At 68.1% G+C, this 17408-nt stretch carries 12 protein-coding genes and 1 pseudogene; 9 read left to right on the top strand and 4 right to left on the bottom strand.

Annotated elements, in window-relative coordinates; all coding sequences use genetic code 11:
• Positions 1 to 87 precede the first annotated feature (87 nt).
• Complete coding sequence (locus ACFVU3_RS31690; RefSeq protein WP_390071651.1) at positions 88 to 1689, top strand: DUF6119 family protein; 1602 nt, start codon at positions 88 to 90, stop codon at positions 1687 to 1689.
• Between the two features lie 346 nt (positions 1690 to 2035).
• Here ACFVU3_RS31690 and ACFVU3_RS31685 read toward each other — a convergent pair whose 3' ends face one another.
• The 4 genes and pseudogenes from ACFVU3_RS31685 to ACFVU3_RS31670 all read right to left on the bottom strand — a co-directional run.
• Positions 2036 to 2560: a hypothetical protein gene (locus ACFVU3_RS31685; RefSeq protein ID WP_390071650.1), complete on the bottom strand. Its 525-nt coding sequence runs from the start codon at positions 2558 to 2560 to the stop codon at positions 2036 to 2038.
• Positions 2560 to 3873 carry a NucA/NucB deoxyribonuclease domain-containing protein gene (locus ACFVU3_RS31680; RefSeq protein WP_390071648.1) on the bottom strand — a complete coding sequence of 438 codons (1314 nt, stop codon included), beginning with the start codon at positions 3871 to 3873 and terminating at the stop codon, positions 2560 to 2562. Before ACFVU3_RS31680 ends, ACFVU3_RS31685 begins: the two co-directional genes overlap by 1 nt.
• Positions 3874 to 4016: 143 nt before the next feature.
• A complete protein-coding gene (locus ACFVU3_RS31675; protein ID WP_390071647.1) occupies positions 4017 to 4541 on the bottom strand; it encodes a hypothetical protein in 525 nt (174 codons plus the stop codon).
• A 269-nt stretch (positions 4542 to 4810) separates the two neighbouring features.
• Positions 4811 to 4948: pseudogene (locus tag ACFVU3_RS31670) on the bottom strand (histone-like nucleoid-structuring protein Lsr2); the annotation flags it as partial.
• Between the two features lie 928 nt (positions 4949 to 5876).
• Between ACFVU3_RS31670 and cas3 the strand changes: the two are divergent.
• The 8 genes from cas3 to ACFVU3_RS31630 all read left to right on the top strand — a co-directional run bounded on the left by cas3 (position 5877) and on the right by ACFVU3_RS31630 (position 17120).
• Positions 5877 to 8687: a CRISPR-associated helicase Cas3' gene (cas3, locus tag ACFVU3_RS31665; RefSeq protein WP_390071749.1), complete on the top strand. Its 2811-nt coding sequence runs from the start codon at positions 5877 to 5879 to the stop codon at positions 8685 to 8687.
• A 287-nt stretch (positions 8688 to 8974) separates the two neighbouring features.
• Positions 8975 to 10663, top strand: a complete 1689-nt coding sequence (gene casA, locus ACFVU3_RS31660) for a type I-E CRISPR-associated protein Cse1/CasA (protein WP_390071645.1) — start codon at positions 8975 to 8977, stop codon at positions 10661 to 10663.
• The gene (gene casB / locus ACFVU3_RS31655; protein ID WP_390071644.1) at positions 10660 to 11235 is read left to right on the top strand and encodes a type I-E CRISPR-associated protein Cse2/CasB; all 576 of its coding nucleotides are present in this window, start codon (positions 10660 to 10662) and stop codon (positions 11233 to 11235) included. Before casA ends, casB begins: the two co-directional genes overlap by 4 nt.
• Before the next feature lie 69 nt (positions 11236 to 11304).
• Positions 11305 to 12441 (top strand): type I-E CRISPR-associated protein Cas7/Cse4/CasC, encoded by a 1137-nt coding sequence (gene cas7e / locus ACFVU3_RS31650; RefSeq protein ID WP_390071642.1) that lies wholly within the window; start codon positions 11305 to 11307, stop codon positions 12439 to 12441.
• On the top strand, positions 12438 to 13262 hold the full coding sequence (gene cas5e, locus ACFVU3_RS31645; RefSeq protein ID WP_390071640.1) for a type I-E CRISPR-associated protein Cas5/CasD: 825 nt from the start codon (positions 12438 to 12440) through the stop codon (positions 13260 to 13262). Before cas7e ends, cas5e begins: the two co-directional genes overlap by 4 nt.
• 5 nt (positions 13263 to 13267) lie before the next feature.
• The gene (gene cas6e / locus ACFVU3_RS31640) at positions 13268 to 14032 is read left to right on the top strand and encodes a type I-E CRISPR-associated protein Cas6/Cse3/CasE (RefSeq protein WP_390071638.1); all 765 of its coding nucleotides are present in this window, start codon (positions 13268 to 13270) and stop codon (positions 14030 to 14032) included.
• A 458-nt stretch (positions 14033 to 14490) separates the two neighbouring features.
• Complete coding sequence (locus ACFVU3_RS31635; protein ID WP_390071636.1) at positions 14491 to 16086, top strand: AAA family ATPase; 1596 nt, start codon at positions 14491 to 14493, stop codon at positions 16084 to 16086.
• 92 nt (positions 16087 to 16178) lie between these two features.
• Positions 16179 to 17120 (top strand): HNH endonuclease signature motif containing protein, encoded by a 942-nt coding sequence (locus ACFVU3_RS31630; protein ID WP_390071635.1) that lies wholly within the window; start codon positions 16179 to 16181, stop codon positions 17118 to 17120.
• Positions 17121 to 17408: the final 288 nt, after the last annotated feature.

Here is a 17408-nt window from a genome sequence, read left to right as displayed (position 1 = left end):
GAGGTCGCCTTGGGTAAAACCCGTAGACCCGCCACCCGTAGGTCCACCCTTCACCGGCTGAAGGAGCCCGACGGAGGCACCCCAGAATTGCGCAGCTTCGTTCGCGACCGGTACCTCGACAGCGACAACTACCGCACCAGGGACTTCACCCGCCAGGGCATCGACGGCCTGCTGATCACCGGAGGCGTCCCCCGCGAACGCGCCGACTGGTGCGACGCTGTGGAATCGATCACCGGGCTCGATGTCAGCGAAAGCAACCGCGCGGCCGGTGGCCTCGTCCTCATGCGTACCGCGCGCAGCACCTACGCACTCACCTACGGAGTGGGCCAGCACATGCTGGACCTCTACCACCGCGACGACGAGTTCGGTCTGGAGTTCGCAACCCGATGCCTCGACGAAGACGGAGTTATCAAGGTCCGCAACCAGATCATGGACGGCCGCGGCCGGGTCGACGAGTACTCCGTCGCCCGCGGTGAGCGCATCGACGACTTCGGTCTGGACCGCTTCGGCGCCGTCGTCCGCCGCATCTGCGGCACCGTCAGCGGACTGCCGCTGACCTCCCTGCAGTCAGGCAGAAACCGCCAGACACGAGTCGAGTGCTCACAGGCCACAATCAAGCTTCCTCTGGCCACGGACCTGGAGCAGTTCCTCAGCGATCTCAAGGCGATCGAAGAGGTGTGTGCGCTGCCCGACCCACTGCCCCAGCTGCGTTTCGTCAGCAGGGTCCACACCCTCAACAACGCCAGCCGGAAAGCCGCGGACGCCCAAGACGTCCTGGAGACGCTCCTTGGCGACCCGGACAGCCCCCGTATGACCATCGGAGTGCCCGATGCGTGCCAGGAAAGCTTCAGCACCGCGCAGGCATTCCGGCTCCGGCGCGGCGCGCTGTCCATCGAGACGGACGACGTCGCCCTCCACGACCTCCTGGCGCTGGTGAAGGACAACCCGCACGGAGAGCGCCTCAAGGCCCTCGGCGAAGTACGTGTCACCATGTTCAGCGACGCCGACTGCCAGACCCCGGCCAGCGCCACCACCAACGGCAAGGAATGGCTCATCGCCGACATCCCGGTCGGGACCGACCGGCTGTTCTACGGCAACGGCAAGTGGTTCGAGGTCGGAGCGGGCTTCATCGAAACACTGGAAGAGGAACTCACCAGCCTCTTCACCCAGACACAGACCGTCACCCTGCCACGCTGGACCAAGGGCCCGCCCAACTCCAAGGGACACGACTCTCACGACGAAGACTGGTTCAACCGCGAGGCGGCGAAACAGGACCGGTACCTTCTCTTCGACAAGAAGGACATCGTCACCCAGAAATTCAGAGGAGGAGGGCTGGAGATCTGCGACGTCCTCGGCCCCGAGAACCAGCTCATTTGCATTAAGAAGGCACCGGCCAGCACGGCCCCCCTCAACCACCTCTTCGCCCAGGGGGTCGCTGCCGTCGAGACACTTCGCAACGACGAGCAGGTCAGAGCCAAGTTCCTTAGGCAGGTGGCCACCCACACACCGGACCACCGCCTCCTCGAAGACTTCGGCACCCTCCGTGTCGTCTTCGGCATCCTGCTGAAGGACGGCCAGGACATCTCCGTCACCTCCCTCTTCGCTTTCGCTCAGGTCTCCCTCATCCAGGCCGCACGACGGCTGCGCGCCATGAACGCCCACGTCGAGGTCATTGCCATCCGGCGCTGACCTGCGCGGCCGTTGTTGGCGGGGCCGCTGTCCTTCAGGCAGGCCGCCTGACGCCACAGAGAGCCGGACCGAAGCAACCCGGGCCGCCCAGAGCAGCGGCAGGCTCTGGACGGCCCAGCCCTGCCCACGCGTGGTAACAACGATGATCAGGCCGTCCACGCCAGCAGTTGCTCCCCGCGCCCGCGGGGATGGCCCCCAGGGTGGTCGTCGGCCGAGGTTCTGCTCTCTGCACCAGCGGGGGTCGTCTCGGCGTTCTCGTACGTCGGGCCCCTGTGGTGTCGGGGCTCCTTGCTCTTGGTGCCGCTCGGCGGGCCGGCCTGCTTGGGCTCTTCGGCCGTCTCGGGGCTCAGGTGGCGGGTCCGATGCGCAGGAGCCAGTGCTCGGCTCCTCGGGGCAGGGCGGCGCTGGGTGGTGCTGGTGGTGGGGTGCGGGTGATGGTGACGGTGTAGGCGGCGTCGTGGAGGGAGAGGGGCAGGGGGACGGGAAGGTGGGAGACGCCGCTGGCCAGGAGGAGGTTGCCGTGGAGGCGGAGGGTGAGCGTCGTGTGGTCCTCGGGCAGGGCGTCGGCGGGTGGTGGGGGCGGGGCGTTCCAGATTTCGACGGTGACGTGGGCGTAGTGGTCGGCGAGCGTGCTGTTGAGGGTGATGGTGCCGGGTGCGCTGGTGGCGATCTGGTGGGTGGGGGTGGGTGGTTGGAGGGCGGGGTCGCCTGTGCGGGGGGTGCCGGTGTCGGTGAGGTGGAACAGGTGGTTCTCGACGCGGGCCTCGGCTTCGGCCCGGGGACGCGGGTGTGGGTCGCCCGGGCCGGGCCGGCCGTTGGAACGCGCATGCGGCCGCTCGGGCCGGCCCGGTCGGGTGGGTGTGGGAGGCATCAGCGGGCGGTGACGTCGACGTAGAAGGGGTCGTGGGTGAAGTCGCTGCCGAGGATGCGGCGGCCGGTGTAGAAGGCGCTCATCTTCCCGCCGGCGCCGCGGTTGTCTGTGTCGGGGATGGGGTCGACGGAGTAGTTCTTGTGGGATTTGTCCGCGCCTTCGAGGGTGGATGCGAAGGGGTACTCATCGCAGTCGAGCCCCTCGTGGGCGTAGTTCGGGAACCACTCGAGGCAGGCGGCGATCGAGACGTTGCGGTGCTGGTCGATCGTGTTCTCGTCGGCGACGCGGTGCAGGGGGGCCGTGCCCGGCGCGCCGGGGATCTTCTTGCCCGGTGCGGGCGGGAAGGTCTCTCCGGGTTGGTGCTGGGCCCTGAGGATGTGGGCGGCGGATTCAGGGTAGTCGGTGGCGGAGATCTCCAGGGTTTCGGTCACCCAGGGGAAGACGCAGCCGGCGCCGGCCCAGGTCTTGATGATGTAGGAGGCGCTGTCGCAGCGGACGGAGCTGTTGGGGCCGTCGGCGCGTTCGGCGCCGGGGACGCCGCCGACGGGGAGCCAGAAGTGCCAGGCGAGGTCGGCGTAGCTGATGAGGGCCTGGCCCAGGCCGCCGGCCTCGGGCAGGGTGAAGGAGAAGTAGCGGCTGGTGAGTCCTTCAGCAGCCCACTCGCCCACGGTCTGGGTCTGGGGCCCGCCGTGGCCGTCGCGGACTTTGCAGGGGCCGAACCCTTGCCCGGCGGTGCAGGTGACTTCGGAGCTCAGCGGCATTGCCGCGATGTCTCCGTCGAGCCTCCAGTTGTCGAGGACCTGGACGACGTCGATCTGGCGGGCGCCGTTGCGGGTGCGCTGGATGTCGGCGACCTCGACCTTGGCGGTGCCCGTGACACGGCACCACAGCAGCCAGCACTCGATCTTGGCGACCGTCAGATCGTGGGCCTGGCAGGTGACGAACCGGGACTTCCCCCAGCCCTGGCCCTTGAAGGCCGCTGCCTGCTCGCGGCACTCGTAGCCCGCCATGTCGTCCCGGCCCGTGCTCGCCGCCGCTCCGGGAACAGCCCGGGCGCCGGCACCGGGGTCCGGGTCGGTCCGGGGCCCGCTGCGGGCCCGGGCGAGGAGCTCCGACAGCGGCTTCTCCTCGCCGGGCTCGGTGAGTTCCACCGTCCGGTCCGTCAGCAGGGCGTAGGTGCGAGGCTCTCCTTCGGCCACGGCGTTGTGGGTGTCGGCGGAGGCCGCCGGCACCATGGTGAGCAGGGCGGTGGTCGCGAGGGAGACGACGGACCAGGCACGTCGGCGCCGGGACCGAGAACGGGTTGGGGCCATGGGGGAGGGGCTCCTCGGGTGCGAGAACGGCAGCAGCAACGGGCGCGCTCGTCCCCCGCAGACAGCGTTCAGCCGCCCGCGGGGGACGCGGTGCGCGGAAAGCGGAGAAGGCAGGGGGCACGCGGCGGGTTGGCCCCGCGGGTTCAGCTGTGCGTGAGGCGCCAGCCGCGGTGGGAAGAGCCGGTTTCCACCAGCGTCGTGTCGGTGATCACCTGCCGGATGTACTCGTCGCGGACCAGGCGCATCTTCGCCTCGAAGCTCGCCACATCATTCGCGCACCGGTCACTCTTCGGGCAGTGGTCGACCCTGATGTGCACGGTCACCGTCCGGTACGTCGGAGTGCCGTCACCATTGACCACCCACGCCCGCGCCCGCCACCCCGAACGGGCGTACCCGCCGGTCGTCGCCACCTGCGCCACGTCGAAAGTCCACCGGTCGGTCTTCGTCCACGCGCAGGCGTTGACCGACACGGCCACTTCGCCCGCGCGCTCCCACTCGCCGTAGTGGTCCAGCGCCTCAAGCCGCAACTGCGGTGACGGAGCGCACGCACTGCGCACCTCGCTCGCCCCGGCCGGCGCGGCACCGGTACCCGTCAGAACCAGCGCGCTGCAGGCGCCGGCCAAGCCCAGCCACGCCTTCCGGCGCCAGGCATGTCGTGAGGTCAGCATCCGGTTGTCCTCTCCTTCACGCCCGCGGGGAGCGCGTTTCGGCAGGTCACACCCCAACTACTACCATCCAGGTGATCACTTCGCTACATAGAGTCACTGGCGATAGCTCGCCACCACCAGTCCGCCCCCGGCTCAGTAGTGCGACCCGGGCGCGCACTGGACGGCCGCTCCGACTCGAAGTCGACCCAGCCCGCAGTCGGGACGGATCGTCACCAATCAAAGGCGCTGAGCCAGAACCCGAAGTCGTGAACAAAGCCCATGCCTGAGGTTCAGCGGGATTGCTCGCATGCCTGGATGACGGGGGCGGGGATGCGTCCGCAGTCAGGTACGTCGTAGCCCTGGGACCGGGCCCATTCCCGGATGGCGTGGCGCTGGCGATCGAATCGCCCGGCCTGGGCGCGGGTGGGGTGCCGATGTCGGCCGGAGGCGCTGGAGTGAAGAAGGCACCACGGCTGAGCAGGCCGCGGGGAAGGCCGGCGGGCGCTCGTCGCCGCTCAGGGGCGCGACGAGGATCCAGCCGGACCCTAGCGCGGGCTGGATTCCCGAAGCACCTCATCCAGGCGGCGGCGTGGGCCGCCCGCGTGTTCGTCCCACGTCCCGTACGAGAGACCCACAGCGCTCCATCCGTATCGACTACCAGCTCGTCCATCGTGGCCGGGCGACCTCCACACCGTGTGTGTGGAGGGAGGGACGGCCCCTGGGAGGGGGGCAGGACCCGGAACACCCCCGCGCGTGCGGGGACGACGTGTCGGTCGGCTCCATGACGGAGCGCCACCCCGGAACACCCCCGCGCGTGCGGGGACGATTGCAGCGCGGCCCACCGCCCGCGCGTGCGGGGACGACCGGTCGCCGCGGGAGACCTGGGAGAACCAGTCCGAAGAACCCCCGCGCGTGCGGGGACGACGTGCTCCCCTGCCATCGCGTAGGCGGCCCAGGAGGAGAACCCCCGCGCGTGCGGGGACGACACTTGCTGATCTGGGATTCTACGAGAGCTGATGCTGCCCTCATTCAGTTGCGCGGGAGGCAAAACGGCCGCATCTCCATTTGTGGGCCCTTCTCGTGAGCATCGAGGCGAGGAACCTGCCGCCCTTGGGGATGGAGTGTTCGGAACAGTTGCTGTCCCAGGAGGGTGGCGAGCCTGTCCAGGGGGATGCGTCTCGCCTAGCGCGGAGGAGTCCTTCTGAGCTGGCTTTTGCCACTATTTAGGGTCGTTGTCAGAGCCCTCTGGCAGTCTCTGTGCCCCAGGCTCTGCGCCATAGTTTGTGGGCTCTGTTGAGGGGTGGTCAGGTGGGTGGCGAGACAGTCGGTCGTGGGGTGTTGCCTGTCTTGGAAGTGATGCGGCAGTTGTCGCTGTCTGCCGAGGTGATGGAGCGGCTGGGGGTGGTGTGGGGGAAGTCGGCGGGGAAGGCCGACGGTGCGATGCATCTGCTGCTGGGGCATTTGCTGGATACAGCTGCGGTGGCTGAGTTGATGTGGGATCGATTTCTGGCGCCTCGTACGAAGAGGCTGCTGGAGGTGGTGTCCGGGGGGCGAGGCCGGATGCTGTTTGTGTGGTTATGCGCTGTTCATGATGTCGGGAAGGCGACGCCGGCTTTCCAGGAGTTCGATGCGGCGGGTGCGGCGCGGGTGCGGGCGAGCGGGCTGTCCTGGCGGTCGGCTGCGTTGAAGTCGAAGCGGTGGCGGCACGACAAGGCAGGTGGTCGTCTGCTGATGGATGTGCTGGGGCGGGAGTGGCGGCCGGAGCATGTCGGGTGGGTGTGGCCGTTGATCGCTGGTCATCACGGTGCGTTTCCGTCTGCTGGTGTGCTGGGGGACCGGGCGGTGCCTCAGGAGCATCAGGGGCGTGGTGCGCAGTGGGGTGAGGTGCAGCGGGCGCTGGTGGAGGTGGTGACCCGGTGTGTGGGGTTCGGGGGTGTGGCGGCGGTCTGTCCGCGGGTTGTGCCTTCGAGGGCGGAGCAGTTGGAGTTGTCCGGCTTGATTGTGATGGCGGACTGGATCGCCAGTGACAGCCGGTATTTCCCGGGTATCGACCGGATTGATCAGGTGGGTCTTGGGGTGTCCCGGGATCGTGCGTGTGCCGCGTGGGAGGTGTTGCGGCTTCGTGGGGGGTGGGGTGTTCTGCCCGTTCCTGGTGGTGACCTGGTGGAGGTCCGGTTCGGGGAGAAGGGGCGGGCTTCGCAGGATCAGCTGGTGGCTTTTGCCCGCGAGGTGCCGGTTCCGGCGCTGCATATCGTTGAGGGGCCGATGGGGGAGGGGAAGACGAAAGCCGCGTTGGTGGCGGCTGAGGTGCTGGCGGCGCGGTTCGGTTGTGATGGTGTTTTTGTCGGTATGCCTACCCAGGCGACTTCCGATCCGATGTATGGCCAGGTGCGTCGGTGGCTCAAGGAGTTCGGTGGCGGTCTGGAGAGCCAGGTTGCGCTGCTGCACGGGAAGCGGATGTTCAATCCCGAGTGGCGGGAAGCTTCGGCGCCGGATGTGGCGGGGGGGTGTTGTTCGGGCGGTTCGTCGTTCGATGGGATCGACGAGGACGACGAGCTCTATGGGATCGCTTCCGGGCAGGCTGAGCGTCATGGGCCCATTGAATGGTTCCTCGGCCGTAAGCGTGGTCTGCTGTGTTCGTTCGCGGTGGGGACGGTCGACCAGCTGTTGTTCGCGGCGACTCGTACCCGGCATGTGATGCTGCGGTTTGCCGGCCTGGCGGGGAAGGTCGTGATCATCGACGAGGTTCATGCGGCGGATGTGTACATGCAGCAGTTCCTGGTCGAGGCGTTGCGCTGGCTGGGCCAGGCGGGGGTGCCTGTGGTGCTGCTGTCCGCGACGCTGGCGCCGGCACAGCGGCGTGCGCTGGTGGGGGCGTACGTCTCGGGGCAGGGCCGGACGGGGGGTCCGGTGGTTGTGGAGGTTCCTGAGCCGGGTGGTTATCCCTCCATCACCGGTGCCTATGTCCAGGACGGGCGGGCGGAGGTTGTGTGTCGGAGTACGGCGTCGTGGCGGGAGTCGTATCCGGTCGCTTTGGAGTGGTTGCCGGATGCCTCTGATGGTGGTGAGGCGGTGGCCGAGCGTACGGCTCGTGAGGTCGCGGGCGGCGGTGTGGCGTTGGTGGTGCTGAACACTGTCGACCGTGCGCAGGGGGTGTTCCGGGCGCTTGATGCGAGGTTTCCGGGGGAGGTGCATCTGCTGCATGGGCGGCTTTGTGCGGCGCATCGGGCGGATCGTACGGCGGTGTGCCTGGAGCGGCTGGGGCCGGCGGCCGGGGTGGCTCGTCCTGGGCGGATGATCGTGGTGGCTACGCAGCTCGCGGAGCAGTCGTTCGACATCGACGTGGACGTCCTGCTGACCGACCTGGCGCCGATCGACTTGCTGCTGCAGCGCGTTGGTCGTCTTCACCGGCATGAGGGCACTGTGCGTCCGGCCACGTTGGCCAGGCCGAGGGTTGTGGTGACTGGTGTGGCGCCGGGTGAGGGCGTTCCTGTGCTGCACGGGGGTTCGGAGGCGGTGTACGGCCGGTTCCGGTTGTTGCGTACGGCCGCGGTCATCGAGCGGACGCTGGCCGAGGGGGGTACGTGGTCGATTCCCTCACAGGTGCCCGGCTTGGTGGGGGAGGTGTATGGGGAGCGGGCGGTGTGTCCTTCGTCGTGGGGTGAGGCGGAGGAGAAGGCCCGGGTGAAGTGGGAGGCGTCGGAGCGGGATAGGGCTGCCAAGGCGGAGGCGTTTCTGCTGGCGGCTCGGGGGGAGTGGTCGCGGCCGACGCTGTCGGGGCTTCACTACGGGCAAGCGGCTGGGGTGGGGGACGAGAAGGATCTTGAGGCCGTGGTGCGGGACGGGAAGCGGTCGGTCGAGGTCGTGATCGTGCGGCGCCGCGGCAGTGGGTACACCGCGCTGGACGGAGCGGGGCTGGGGGTGCATGGGGAAGCGTCGGAGCATGTGCTCGACGAGGTACTTGGCGGGACGACCCGGCTGCCCGCGAAACTGACGAAGGCGGCCGAAAGCGAGTTGCATCCGTTGGACGGGTGGCGCGGTCATCCCTGGCTGGAGCATTCCTTGGCGCTGGTCCTGGAGGAGGACGGTACGGCGCGGCTGGGGGAGTGGGCGGTCTCCTACGAGCCCCAGTTGGGTCTTGTCGTGCGGGCGGGCTCGTCCGGCTGACGGCCAGGGCCCCGGCAGCGTGTGCCGGGGCCCTGGGCCCCGCGGTGGCGGGGACGACCGCGTCGCGATCCACAAACAGGGGCCACCCCCGCGTGGGCGGGGACATGCGGTGGTGCGGCGCTCGGCGCCACCTTACGGAACTGGCTGGAATGCCTCCTGCTGCACCTCCCAGCAATCTCTCGGTTTCTTATCCATAAACAGTTGGTTCTCGCTAGGGTCCAAGTGCGACCAGCGGTGAGAACTGGGTGCTGCCTCAGCCTGGTCTCTTCGCGAAATGGAGGCATCGGATGACATTCGACCTGGTCAGCTCCTCTTGGCTGGGGACCTTGCCACGATCGGGGGAGCCTGCCGAACTGGCCTTGCAGGATGCCTTGCTGAACGCCCACCTGATCACGGGTCTGGCTCTGCCGTCGCCAGCGATGATGCCCGCAGTGCTGCGCCAGATTCTCCTTCCCGTCGTGGTGCATGCCCTTGGTACTCCGCGGTCCCTGGGGGCGTGGAAGGACTGGTTCGAGCAGGACGGCTTCTCCCTTGAGCAGCGCGAGAAGCTCGTCGTGTATCTGGACGAGCATCGGGACCGCTTCGACCTGCTGTCTGACCAGGCTCCGTTCGGACAGGTGGCGGGGCTGGAGACGCCCAAGGGGGAGACGAAGTCCGTCGCGCTGCTCATCCCCGCGATGGCGTCCGGGAACAATGTGCCCGTCTTCAGCTGTCTGACCGAGGGCGAGACGCTGGAGCTGCGCCCGGCCGAGGCCGCCTTGTGGCTGCTGCATGCCCAGTGCTGGGACACCGCCGCCATCAAGTCCGGTGCCGTCGGCGACGACAAGATGAAATCGGGCAAGACGACCGGCAATCCGACGGGACCCCTCGGACAGCTCGGGGTCGTGGTGCCGCTGGGCCGATCGCTGTACGAGACGATTGTGCTGAACCTGCCGATCGACTACGACGGCCAGGCCGCCCTGGGCGTGCCGCAGTGGGCGGGGGAGCGGGTCACCGCGTCCTGGGAGGCTCGTCCTGCCCGTGATCTGCTCGATCTGTGGACTTGGCAGTCCCGGCGGATCCGTCTGATCGCGACTGACACCCCGGATGGGCTGCGGGTGACCCGTGCTGTGCTGGCTGCCGGTGACCGGCTCACGCAGACGCCGTCGATCGAGCCGCACACCGCGTGGCGTCACGTCGCCAAGCCCAAGGCCGGGCAGGCTCCGCGCTATCCCCGCCGGCATCGGCCCGGCCGCAGCGCGTGGCAGGGGCTGAATGCGCTGCTGACGCTCGCCCTGCCCGAGGATGCGGACGGGGTGTCCACGAGTCTGCTGCTGCGGCAGATCGGGGAACTGTACGCGGCGAGGTGTCTGCCGGCGGACTACCCGCTGCGGGTGGCGACGTACGGGGTGGAGTACGGCAACCAGTCGGCTGTCGTGGAGCACGTGATGGTCGACGAGGTTCCGCTGCCGGCCGCGGCACTGGCCGCCGACCACCAGGACCTGTCCCAGCTGCTGCTGGAGGCTGTCACGCAGGCCGACCGGGCCGCGTTCGCGCTGGACCGGATGCTTGCGGACTTGCGGAGAGCCGCCGGCGGTGAACCTCTGCCCCGGGACAAGGGCCACCGGCCCGGCGAAGTCCTTCTGCACGCCCTCGATCCCTGGATGCGCAGGCTGCTCACCGGAATGAGCCGGCAGCCGGACGACATCGACGTCCTGGAGGCGGGGATGTCGGCCTGGGAGGAAGTCGTGTGGCGGGAGACCCGGCGCATCGCCGGGGAGCTCCTCGCCGCCGCGCCGCTGACGGCTTTCGCCGGTCGGACGAAGAAGGCGGAGAAGGGGGAGAAGAAGGACGTCTTTCGGTCGGCCACCGCCGATCGGGCGCTCACTGGCGCGTTGTACAAGATCCTGCCCCGTGCCGCCGAGGCCGAACAGGAACGGCAGGCCGAACGGAACCAGACCTCCAGCACGTCCCTCGAGGAAGAGGCGCCCGTATGACTGACAGCAGCAACCCCTACCGGCGCGGGCGGTGGTTCTGGGAGGAGTTCTCCACCACGGCCCCTGGGGCGGGAGCGGACCTGGCGGCTCTGCGCCGTGGCCTGGGCCAGGAAGCCGGCAGTGTGCCGGAGCTGTGGCCGCACCACCGGTGTGTGCTGCCCGAGTACGTGGCTGAGGAGGGGCGCCGGGACTACCGGCTCACCGCCGAGCATGCCGCACTGACCCTGTTCGCCGTGCACCAGCAGCACCAGCAGCAGCCCATGCACGTGGCCGGGGTCGGCGTGGGGGTGGCTCTGCGCGAGCTGCGGCAGTCGGAGAAGTTCAGCGAGGAGGCGGTCAACCGGCGGGTGGACGCCGCCGCGACGTCGACCGACGCCATCGAGCTCGTGCATCACCTGCGCGGACTGGTCACCCAGCTCCGGGGCATCCGGCAGCCGTTCGATTACACCCGCCTGTACCGCGACCTCCGCGACTGGCACTTCCCCGAGGGTCAGGAGCGGGTGCGGCGCAGCTGGGGCGCCCAGTACTACGCCTGGACCAGCAGCCCCGGCGGTTCCCCTGCCGCTTCCTGAGGCGCTGCCCTTCGCGCTGCGCACGCCGCCGCCGTTCCCTTTTGCCGAAGAAGATCCAAGGAGTTCCTGGTGACGATCCCTCCCCTCTACGTCGATGTCCACGTCCTGCAGTCCGTCCCGCCGTCGAACCTGAACCGGGACGATTCCGGTACGCCCAAGCAGGCGACGTTCGGTGGCGCGAAGCGGGCCCGAGTCTCTTCGCAGGCGTGGAAGCGGGCCACCCGCACCCACTACGCCACCGGTGTGGCGAAGAGCGACCAGGCGACACGAACGAAGAAGATCCGCGAGCTCCTTACCGACCGGCTGCGCCCGGTCGACGGGCTGGATGAGGAGAAGGCCGGCCGGCTGGCCGCCGCCCTGGTCAAGCCGCTGGGCATCAAGGCGTCGCAGAAGAAGGGGGAGGAGTCCGCCTATCTGCTGTTCTTCGGCAAGACCCAGCTCGACGGGATCGTCAGCCTGCTCGGCGGCCGTGCCGAGGAGCTGGCGGGTCTGTCCGACGACGACCTCGACGCCGAGATCAAGAAGCTGCCCGTCCAGGAAGAGCTCACCAAGGGGCACCCCGCCGAGGTCGCTTTGTTCGGACGCATGGTGGCCGACCTCGCCGCTCTGAACGTGGACGCCTCTGTCCAGGTCGCGCACGCCCTGTCCACGCACAAGGTGCAGACGGAGTTCGACTACTACACAGCTGTGGACGACGAGAACACCTCCGACTCCGGCGCCGGCATGATCGGCACGGTCGAGTTCAACTCCGCGACCCTCTATCGTTACGCCACCCTCGGCGTACACCAGCTTCACGAGAACCTCGGCAACGACGCCCCGTCCACCGCCGAGACGGCTGGCAAGTTCGTCGACTCCTTCGTCCGCTCCATGCCGACCGGGCACCAGAACACCTTCGCCCACCGCACACTGCCCCACCTCGTCCTCGTCACCATCCGCACCGACCAGCCCGTGAACCTGGTCTCCGCCTACGAGAAGCCGGTGGCCTCCACTCACGGCCTCGCCGAGGAGTCCGCGCAGCGCCTGGCCGAGGAACTGCAGAGCGTCACCTCCACCTGGGGCACAGCCCCGGCGCTCACTCTGGCGACCTACACGCAGGCCACTGACAAGCTCAACGACGCCTTCGGTGCCTCGCAGCCCTTCCCTCAACTGCTGGAGCAGACCCGGACCGCGGTGGCCGGCTGGCTGGAGCACGGGGAAATCCGATGAACCACCTCGAACAGGACCCGGCCATTCTTCTGCTGCGGCTTGCCGCCCCTTTGCAGTCCTGGGGCGGCGCCTCGGAGAACAACCGCCGCGAGACCCGGGCGGAGCCGACGAAGTCCGGTGTCGTCGGACTGCTGGCGGCCGCCGCAGGCCGGCGGCGCGGCGAGGAGATCACCGACCTCGCCGGCCTGCGCCTGGCCGTCCGCGCCGATCAGCCCGGCAGTCTGCTGCGTGACTACCACACCCTCAGCGAACCCGGCGGCGAGCCGCTGCTGTCAGCCCAGGTCAACGCCAAAGGACTGCAGAAGAGAACCTCACCCGCCAAACCAACGCACATCACCCACCGGTACTACCTCCAGGACGCCGTGTTCGTCGCTGCCCTGCAAGGCCCGCAGTCCCTCGTCGGGGCATTGGCCCACGCCGTCCGCAACCCGGCGTTCCCCCTCGCGCTCGGACGCCGCTCCTGCGTCCCCGCCGGTCCGCTCCTGCTCGATACCATCACCGGCGACGGCGCGACTGACCTCGAGCAGGTCCTGCGGAACACCCCGTGGCAGGCCGCAGACCACGTGCGCGCCCGCCACAGGGCCGCAACGGTGAACCTCGCCGCGACCATCGAGGACCCCGCCGGCGACCACACCGCCAGCGACGTCCCCCTCACCTTCGCGTTCCGGCGCAGCGGAACCCCCGCCCGAACGACGCGTACCGTCCGCCACACCTGGCTGACCGTGCCCACCGGCCTGCCCGACCCTGCCCCGTCCACCGGTTCGAAGCCCACCGGCCGCAAGGCGACCGGGCACGACCCCTTCGCCCTGCTCGGGTGGTAACCCCTATGCCGCACCTGTCCAAGATCCGCATCAACCCTCGACGCCGCGACGCCATCCGGCTGCTCGGCAACCCCCAGGCCATGCACGCCACCGTCCTCGCCGGCATCACCGAGCAGCCCGTCACCGAACGCGTTCTGTGGCGGCTGGAGACAACCGACCGCCACCAGCCCCACCTCCTCGTCCTCACCCACTCCAAGCCCGACTGGTCCCACCTCGTGGAACAGGCCGGCTGGCCTCAGGGCGACGGCGAACACGCACGCATCCGGGACTACAACCCCCTGCTCGACCGCATCGCGCGAGGGCGGGAGTTCGCCTTCCGCCTCACCGCCAACCCCGTCCAGAACACCCGCCACCCGGAAAAACTCACCACCTCCCAGGCCGACCGAGCCAACCGGACCACCGGCGAGGACCGCCGCGCCCGCGGTTACCGCCTGGCCCACCGAACCGCCGCCCACCAGCTCGCCTGGCTACTGGCCAAAACGCCTCACCTCGGCTTCGAGATCCCAGCCGTTCGCGGAGCCAGCGACGCACACGACGAGGAGCCGGCATCGGCAGACGTCCGCCTTACGGCGCGCAGCCAGCTCCGCTTCCGCAAGAATCGCAGCGACCGGCAGGTCACACTGTCCACAGCTACCTTCGAAGGCCGCCTTCGAGTCACCGACCCCACCGCACTGCGCGCCGCTCTCCTGGAAGGCATCGGACCGGCAAAGAGCTACGGCTGCGGTCTGCTCACCCTGGCACCACTGCCCGAGCCCCGGTCCCATGGGTGACCCCTGGTGGAAAGCAGGGCCTCAGGACCTGCATCGACTCGACGACCGGGTCTCCAGCCTCTACGCCGAGCGCTGCCACATCGACCGCGACGACAACGCCGTAGTCCTGGTCAACAAAGAGTGTCAGTTACCCCTCTAGTTGCAACATCTCAGGTGCGTTGACCTGGTGTGCTGCAGATTGATGGAGGGGAATTGAAGGTGCCTCTGAGCTGCCCATTCACATTTAGACTCGAATGGATCATGCTGCTGAACTGGGGTGCGTTAGATTTATTGGGAGATGTGGCAACTCCATCGGTAAGTCTATTGAGTTGGGCGATTCGCGAAGTGTCAGCAGTGGCGTGTACGTGTCATACAGTTCGGGCGTCGTCTCGGGCGTCCCGGTGGAGCCCCCGTGCTCGTCGCGGGAGGGGCGACCTAGGCTTTCGGGGCCGAGCAGCGCCGTGATCCCGGAGGCCCCAGTGCGTTTCATTGTCCAGCCCGACCGATGGGCTCCTTCCGACCTCGGCCCCCGCGCCGCCCTCCTCGTACCGGACAGCTGGGACGACTTCGGCTTCAGGACCAGCTACGACCTGTGGTTCCGTCCCGCCGAGAACACCAGTCCTGTCGACGTCGGCCGCGTCAAGATTGCGCTGGCCGGCCAGAAGCCTGGGCCGAGCCCCGTACCGCGGGGTGATTTCCCCGACGGTCTGCCGACGGATGAAGGCCCCTGGATCTCCGTCGGCCAGGACGCCCTCTACTACGAGACGCTCAATGACTTCGGGCGGGCGGGGCAGGAGATCCTCCGGGGCCTGGGCGATGTCACCACCATGGAGAGCCCCGCACGCGCGGAGAGGGAACTGGCGGCCTTGGCGAGGTCGAGCACCGTGTTCCGCACCTCGCTCCTGCGCAACGTCTCCGTCAGCACGATTCTGCAGCAATGGATGCGCATTGCCGCCGGGGGCCCACGGCGCACCGAGTACCGGTTCAGCTACCACTTTCCTCAAGCGGCCAGCGAGGTCGCCCACCCCCCGCTGGAGTTCGAGGTCCGTCCCGCGTCCGTACCCTCCAGCAATATCCATGTGCTCATCGGCCCCAACGGGGTCGGGAAGACCACGCTCCTGCGCTCACTGGCCACAGCAGCGGTACACCCGAACCGCACGCCGATGCCCACGGCAGGAAGCATCACCTACAACAACGATGTCGGCTTCGCCAACGTCCTGCTCGTCACCTTCAGCGCATTCGACCCCTTCGTCGGCGTGGACCCCGATCCCGAGGTCAAGTTCCAGCACGTCGGCCTCACCGCGCACGAAGACGGTGATAAGCCGGGCGAAACACGCGCGTCCCGGTTGAAAGAGCGTGAGGAGCTGGCAGGCGAGTTCATCGACAGTCTCAGATCGATTGCCACCTCCGGGCACTATGTTCGGTGGGCCGACACCCTGCACGCGCTGGCAAGCGATCGCCACTTCAGTGCCGCGGTCATCGGCGACGAACACGGAAACACTCCCCTCGCGGACAGTCCGATCGGACTCCTCAAGGGCATCGGTAACGAGCTGGCGAACGGTGCGGACCGACCGTGGCGTGACATCTTCATGAGCCTCAGCTCCGGCCATGCGCTGGTGCTGCTCACCCTCACCCGGCTCGTGGACCTGGTCGCGGAGAGGACACTGGTACTCCTTGATGAACCCGAGGCGCATCTTCACCCCCCGCTCCTGTCCTCGTTCGTCCGCGCCCTGTCCGAGCTTCTGACCGATCGCAACGGTGTCGCCATCGCCGCGACGCACTCGCCCGTCGTACTCCAGGAGGTCCCCCGGTCCTGCGCCTATAAGATCCGCCGCTCCCGAGGGCGCGCCCGGCGACCCAGGTTGGAGACGTACGGAGAGAACGTCGGAGTGCTCACCCACGAGATCTTCGGCCTCGAAGTGAAGAAGTCCGGCTTCTACGCCGAGATCGAGAAGGCAGTCGAGCGGCTCGACACATACGAGGAAGTCGTCGATTCCTTCGGTGGTCAGCTGGGAGACGAGGCCAAGGGCTTGGTCCACGTCCTGTTCGCGGACAAGTGGGCGGAGGGTCGCTGATGTGGCCATCCCAACCCGTGACGCAGGTGAGTGCCAGAGCCAGCTGGGACATCTGCACGGGAGTCTCGCGCGATACGGTGAACAACCAAGGGTTGGGCAGTAAGCTCCGTGACGCCGCCCCGGCGGTGGAAGAGGTTGCCGAGACCTATCGGACGGCTGCTCTCACCAGCAGCCTGCACACCCTCAGGGCCCAAGACTTCCAGATTGCGGGGGTTCCGAACCGTAAGGTCTCGGACATCGTCTACGAGAGCGGCATGCGGGCCGGCCCAGGCCGGGTGATCTATGAGGAAGTCATGGAAGGCCGTGACGAGGACCTCTGCCCCATGTGCCGGCACAGCGAGGTGTCCGAGCTCGACCACGTCCTGCCCAAGAAGGCGTTCCCCGCACTGTGCGTCGCCCCTGACAACCTCGTCGGGATCTGCGAGTTCTGCAATTACAAGAAGAGCGACGTTACCTCGGACGATGCACGAAGAGTGCTGCTGCATCCCCACTTCGAGAACGTCTCCACGGACGTCTGGCTGGCGGCGGAGGTCATACCCGGAACGAAGGGAGCCCTCAGGTACTTCGTGGACCCGCCGCCCCACTGGGACTCCGTGCTCGCCGACCGGGTCCGCAACCAGTTCGAGTTCATGGAAATGGCGACGCGTTACGGCAGCAGGGCCCAGCAGACCCTCAGCGGCATGCGCCGGATCTTCGACACGCAGTTGGAGAAGAGTGGCGCGACCGGACTCATGGCCTACCTGAAAGAGCTGGCCGGGAGCCACCAGGCCGACGACCTGAACGGCTGGGCAGGGGTTGCGTATGACGCCTGGGCCGAAGACGCCGACTTCTGCCGCGGATCGTTCAACGGAACGGGGACGCCGACGGCCAGGGGGAGGCACCTCGGCTTGCGGAACTACAAGATCACATGGGTGCGGAACAACTGCCGCCATACGTCTGCGGTCCGCTACAGCGCGGCGGCGGTCGGGGATTACGCCGACCTCAAACGGGCAGAGGAAGGCGTCACCGACGTCCGGATCGTCCCGGCCAAGTAGTAGGTCACCCCGGCAGCACCTGGAACGACGGGGAGCCGCCACGAACCCTGTGCCGAGCCTTCTGACGATCAGCCGGCCGCCCGCGGTGTTTCCGGACGGCCGACCAGTTGGGGTACCCATGGCAGAACGCACACGTGGCGCCTTCAGCGCCACCTACGCAGATGGTCTGGGATAGATTCGGCTGATCTCCAACTTACGAGCTGGTGCGTGATAGCGGCTGATGCGTCGTTGCTGGTGGCTGGCATGATCCAGGTGTGACGATCATGGTCGACCGGACGGTTCTCGCGC

This window comes from Streptomyces sp. NPDC058052 (genome assembly GCF_042885515.1).
Classification (GTDB): domain Bacteria; phylum Actinomycetota; class Actinomycetes; order Streptomycetales; family Streptomycetaceae; genus Streptomyces.
The sequence above is the reverse complement of the archived record's forward strand: the minus strand, read 5'-3'. Positions and strand labels throughout refer to the sequence as shown.

Bases quoted from the DNA above. Each gene is read 5' to 3' on its own strand.
- cas5e (WP_390071640.1), top strand. From the start codon at position 12,438: ATGAACCACCTCGAACAGGACCCGGCCATTCTTCTGCTGCGGCTTGCC.
- cas6e (WP_390071638.1), top strand. From the start codon at position 13,268: ATGCCGCACCTGTCCAAGATCCGCATCAACCCTCGACGCCGCGACGCC.
- ACFVU3_RS31685 (WP_390071650.1), bottom strand. From the start codon at position 2,560: ATGCCTCCCACACCCACCCGACCGGGCCGGCCCGAGCGGCCGCATGCG.
- cas3 (WP_390071749.1), top strand. From the start codon at position 5,877: ATGCGGCAGTTGTCGCTGTCTGCCGAGGTGATGGAGCGGCTGGGGGTG.
- casA (WP_390071645.1), top strand. From the start codon at position 8,975: ATGACATTCGACCTGGTCAGCTCCTCTTGGCTGGGGACCTTGCCACGA.
- casB (WP_390071644.1), top strand. From the start codon at position 10,660: ATGACTGACAGCAGCAACCCCTACCGGCGCGGGCGGTGGTTCTGGGAG.
- ACFVU3_RS31680 (WP_390071648.1), bottom strand. From the start codon at position 3,873: ATGGCCCCAACCCGTTCTCGGTCCCGGCGCCGACGTGCCTGGTCCGTC.
- ACFVU3_RS31675 (WP_390071647.1), bottom strand. From the start codon at position 4,541: ATGCTGACCTCACGACATGCCTGGCGCCGGAAGGCGTGGCTGGGCTTG.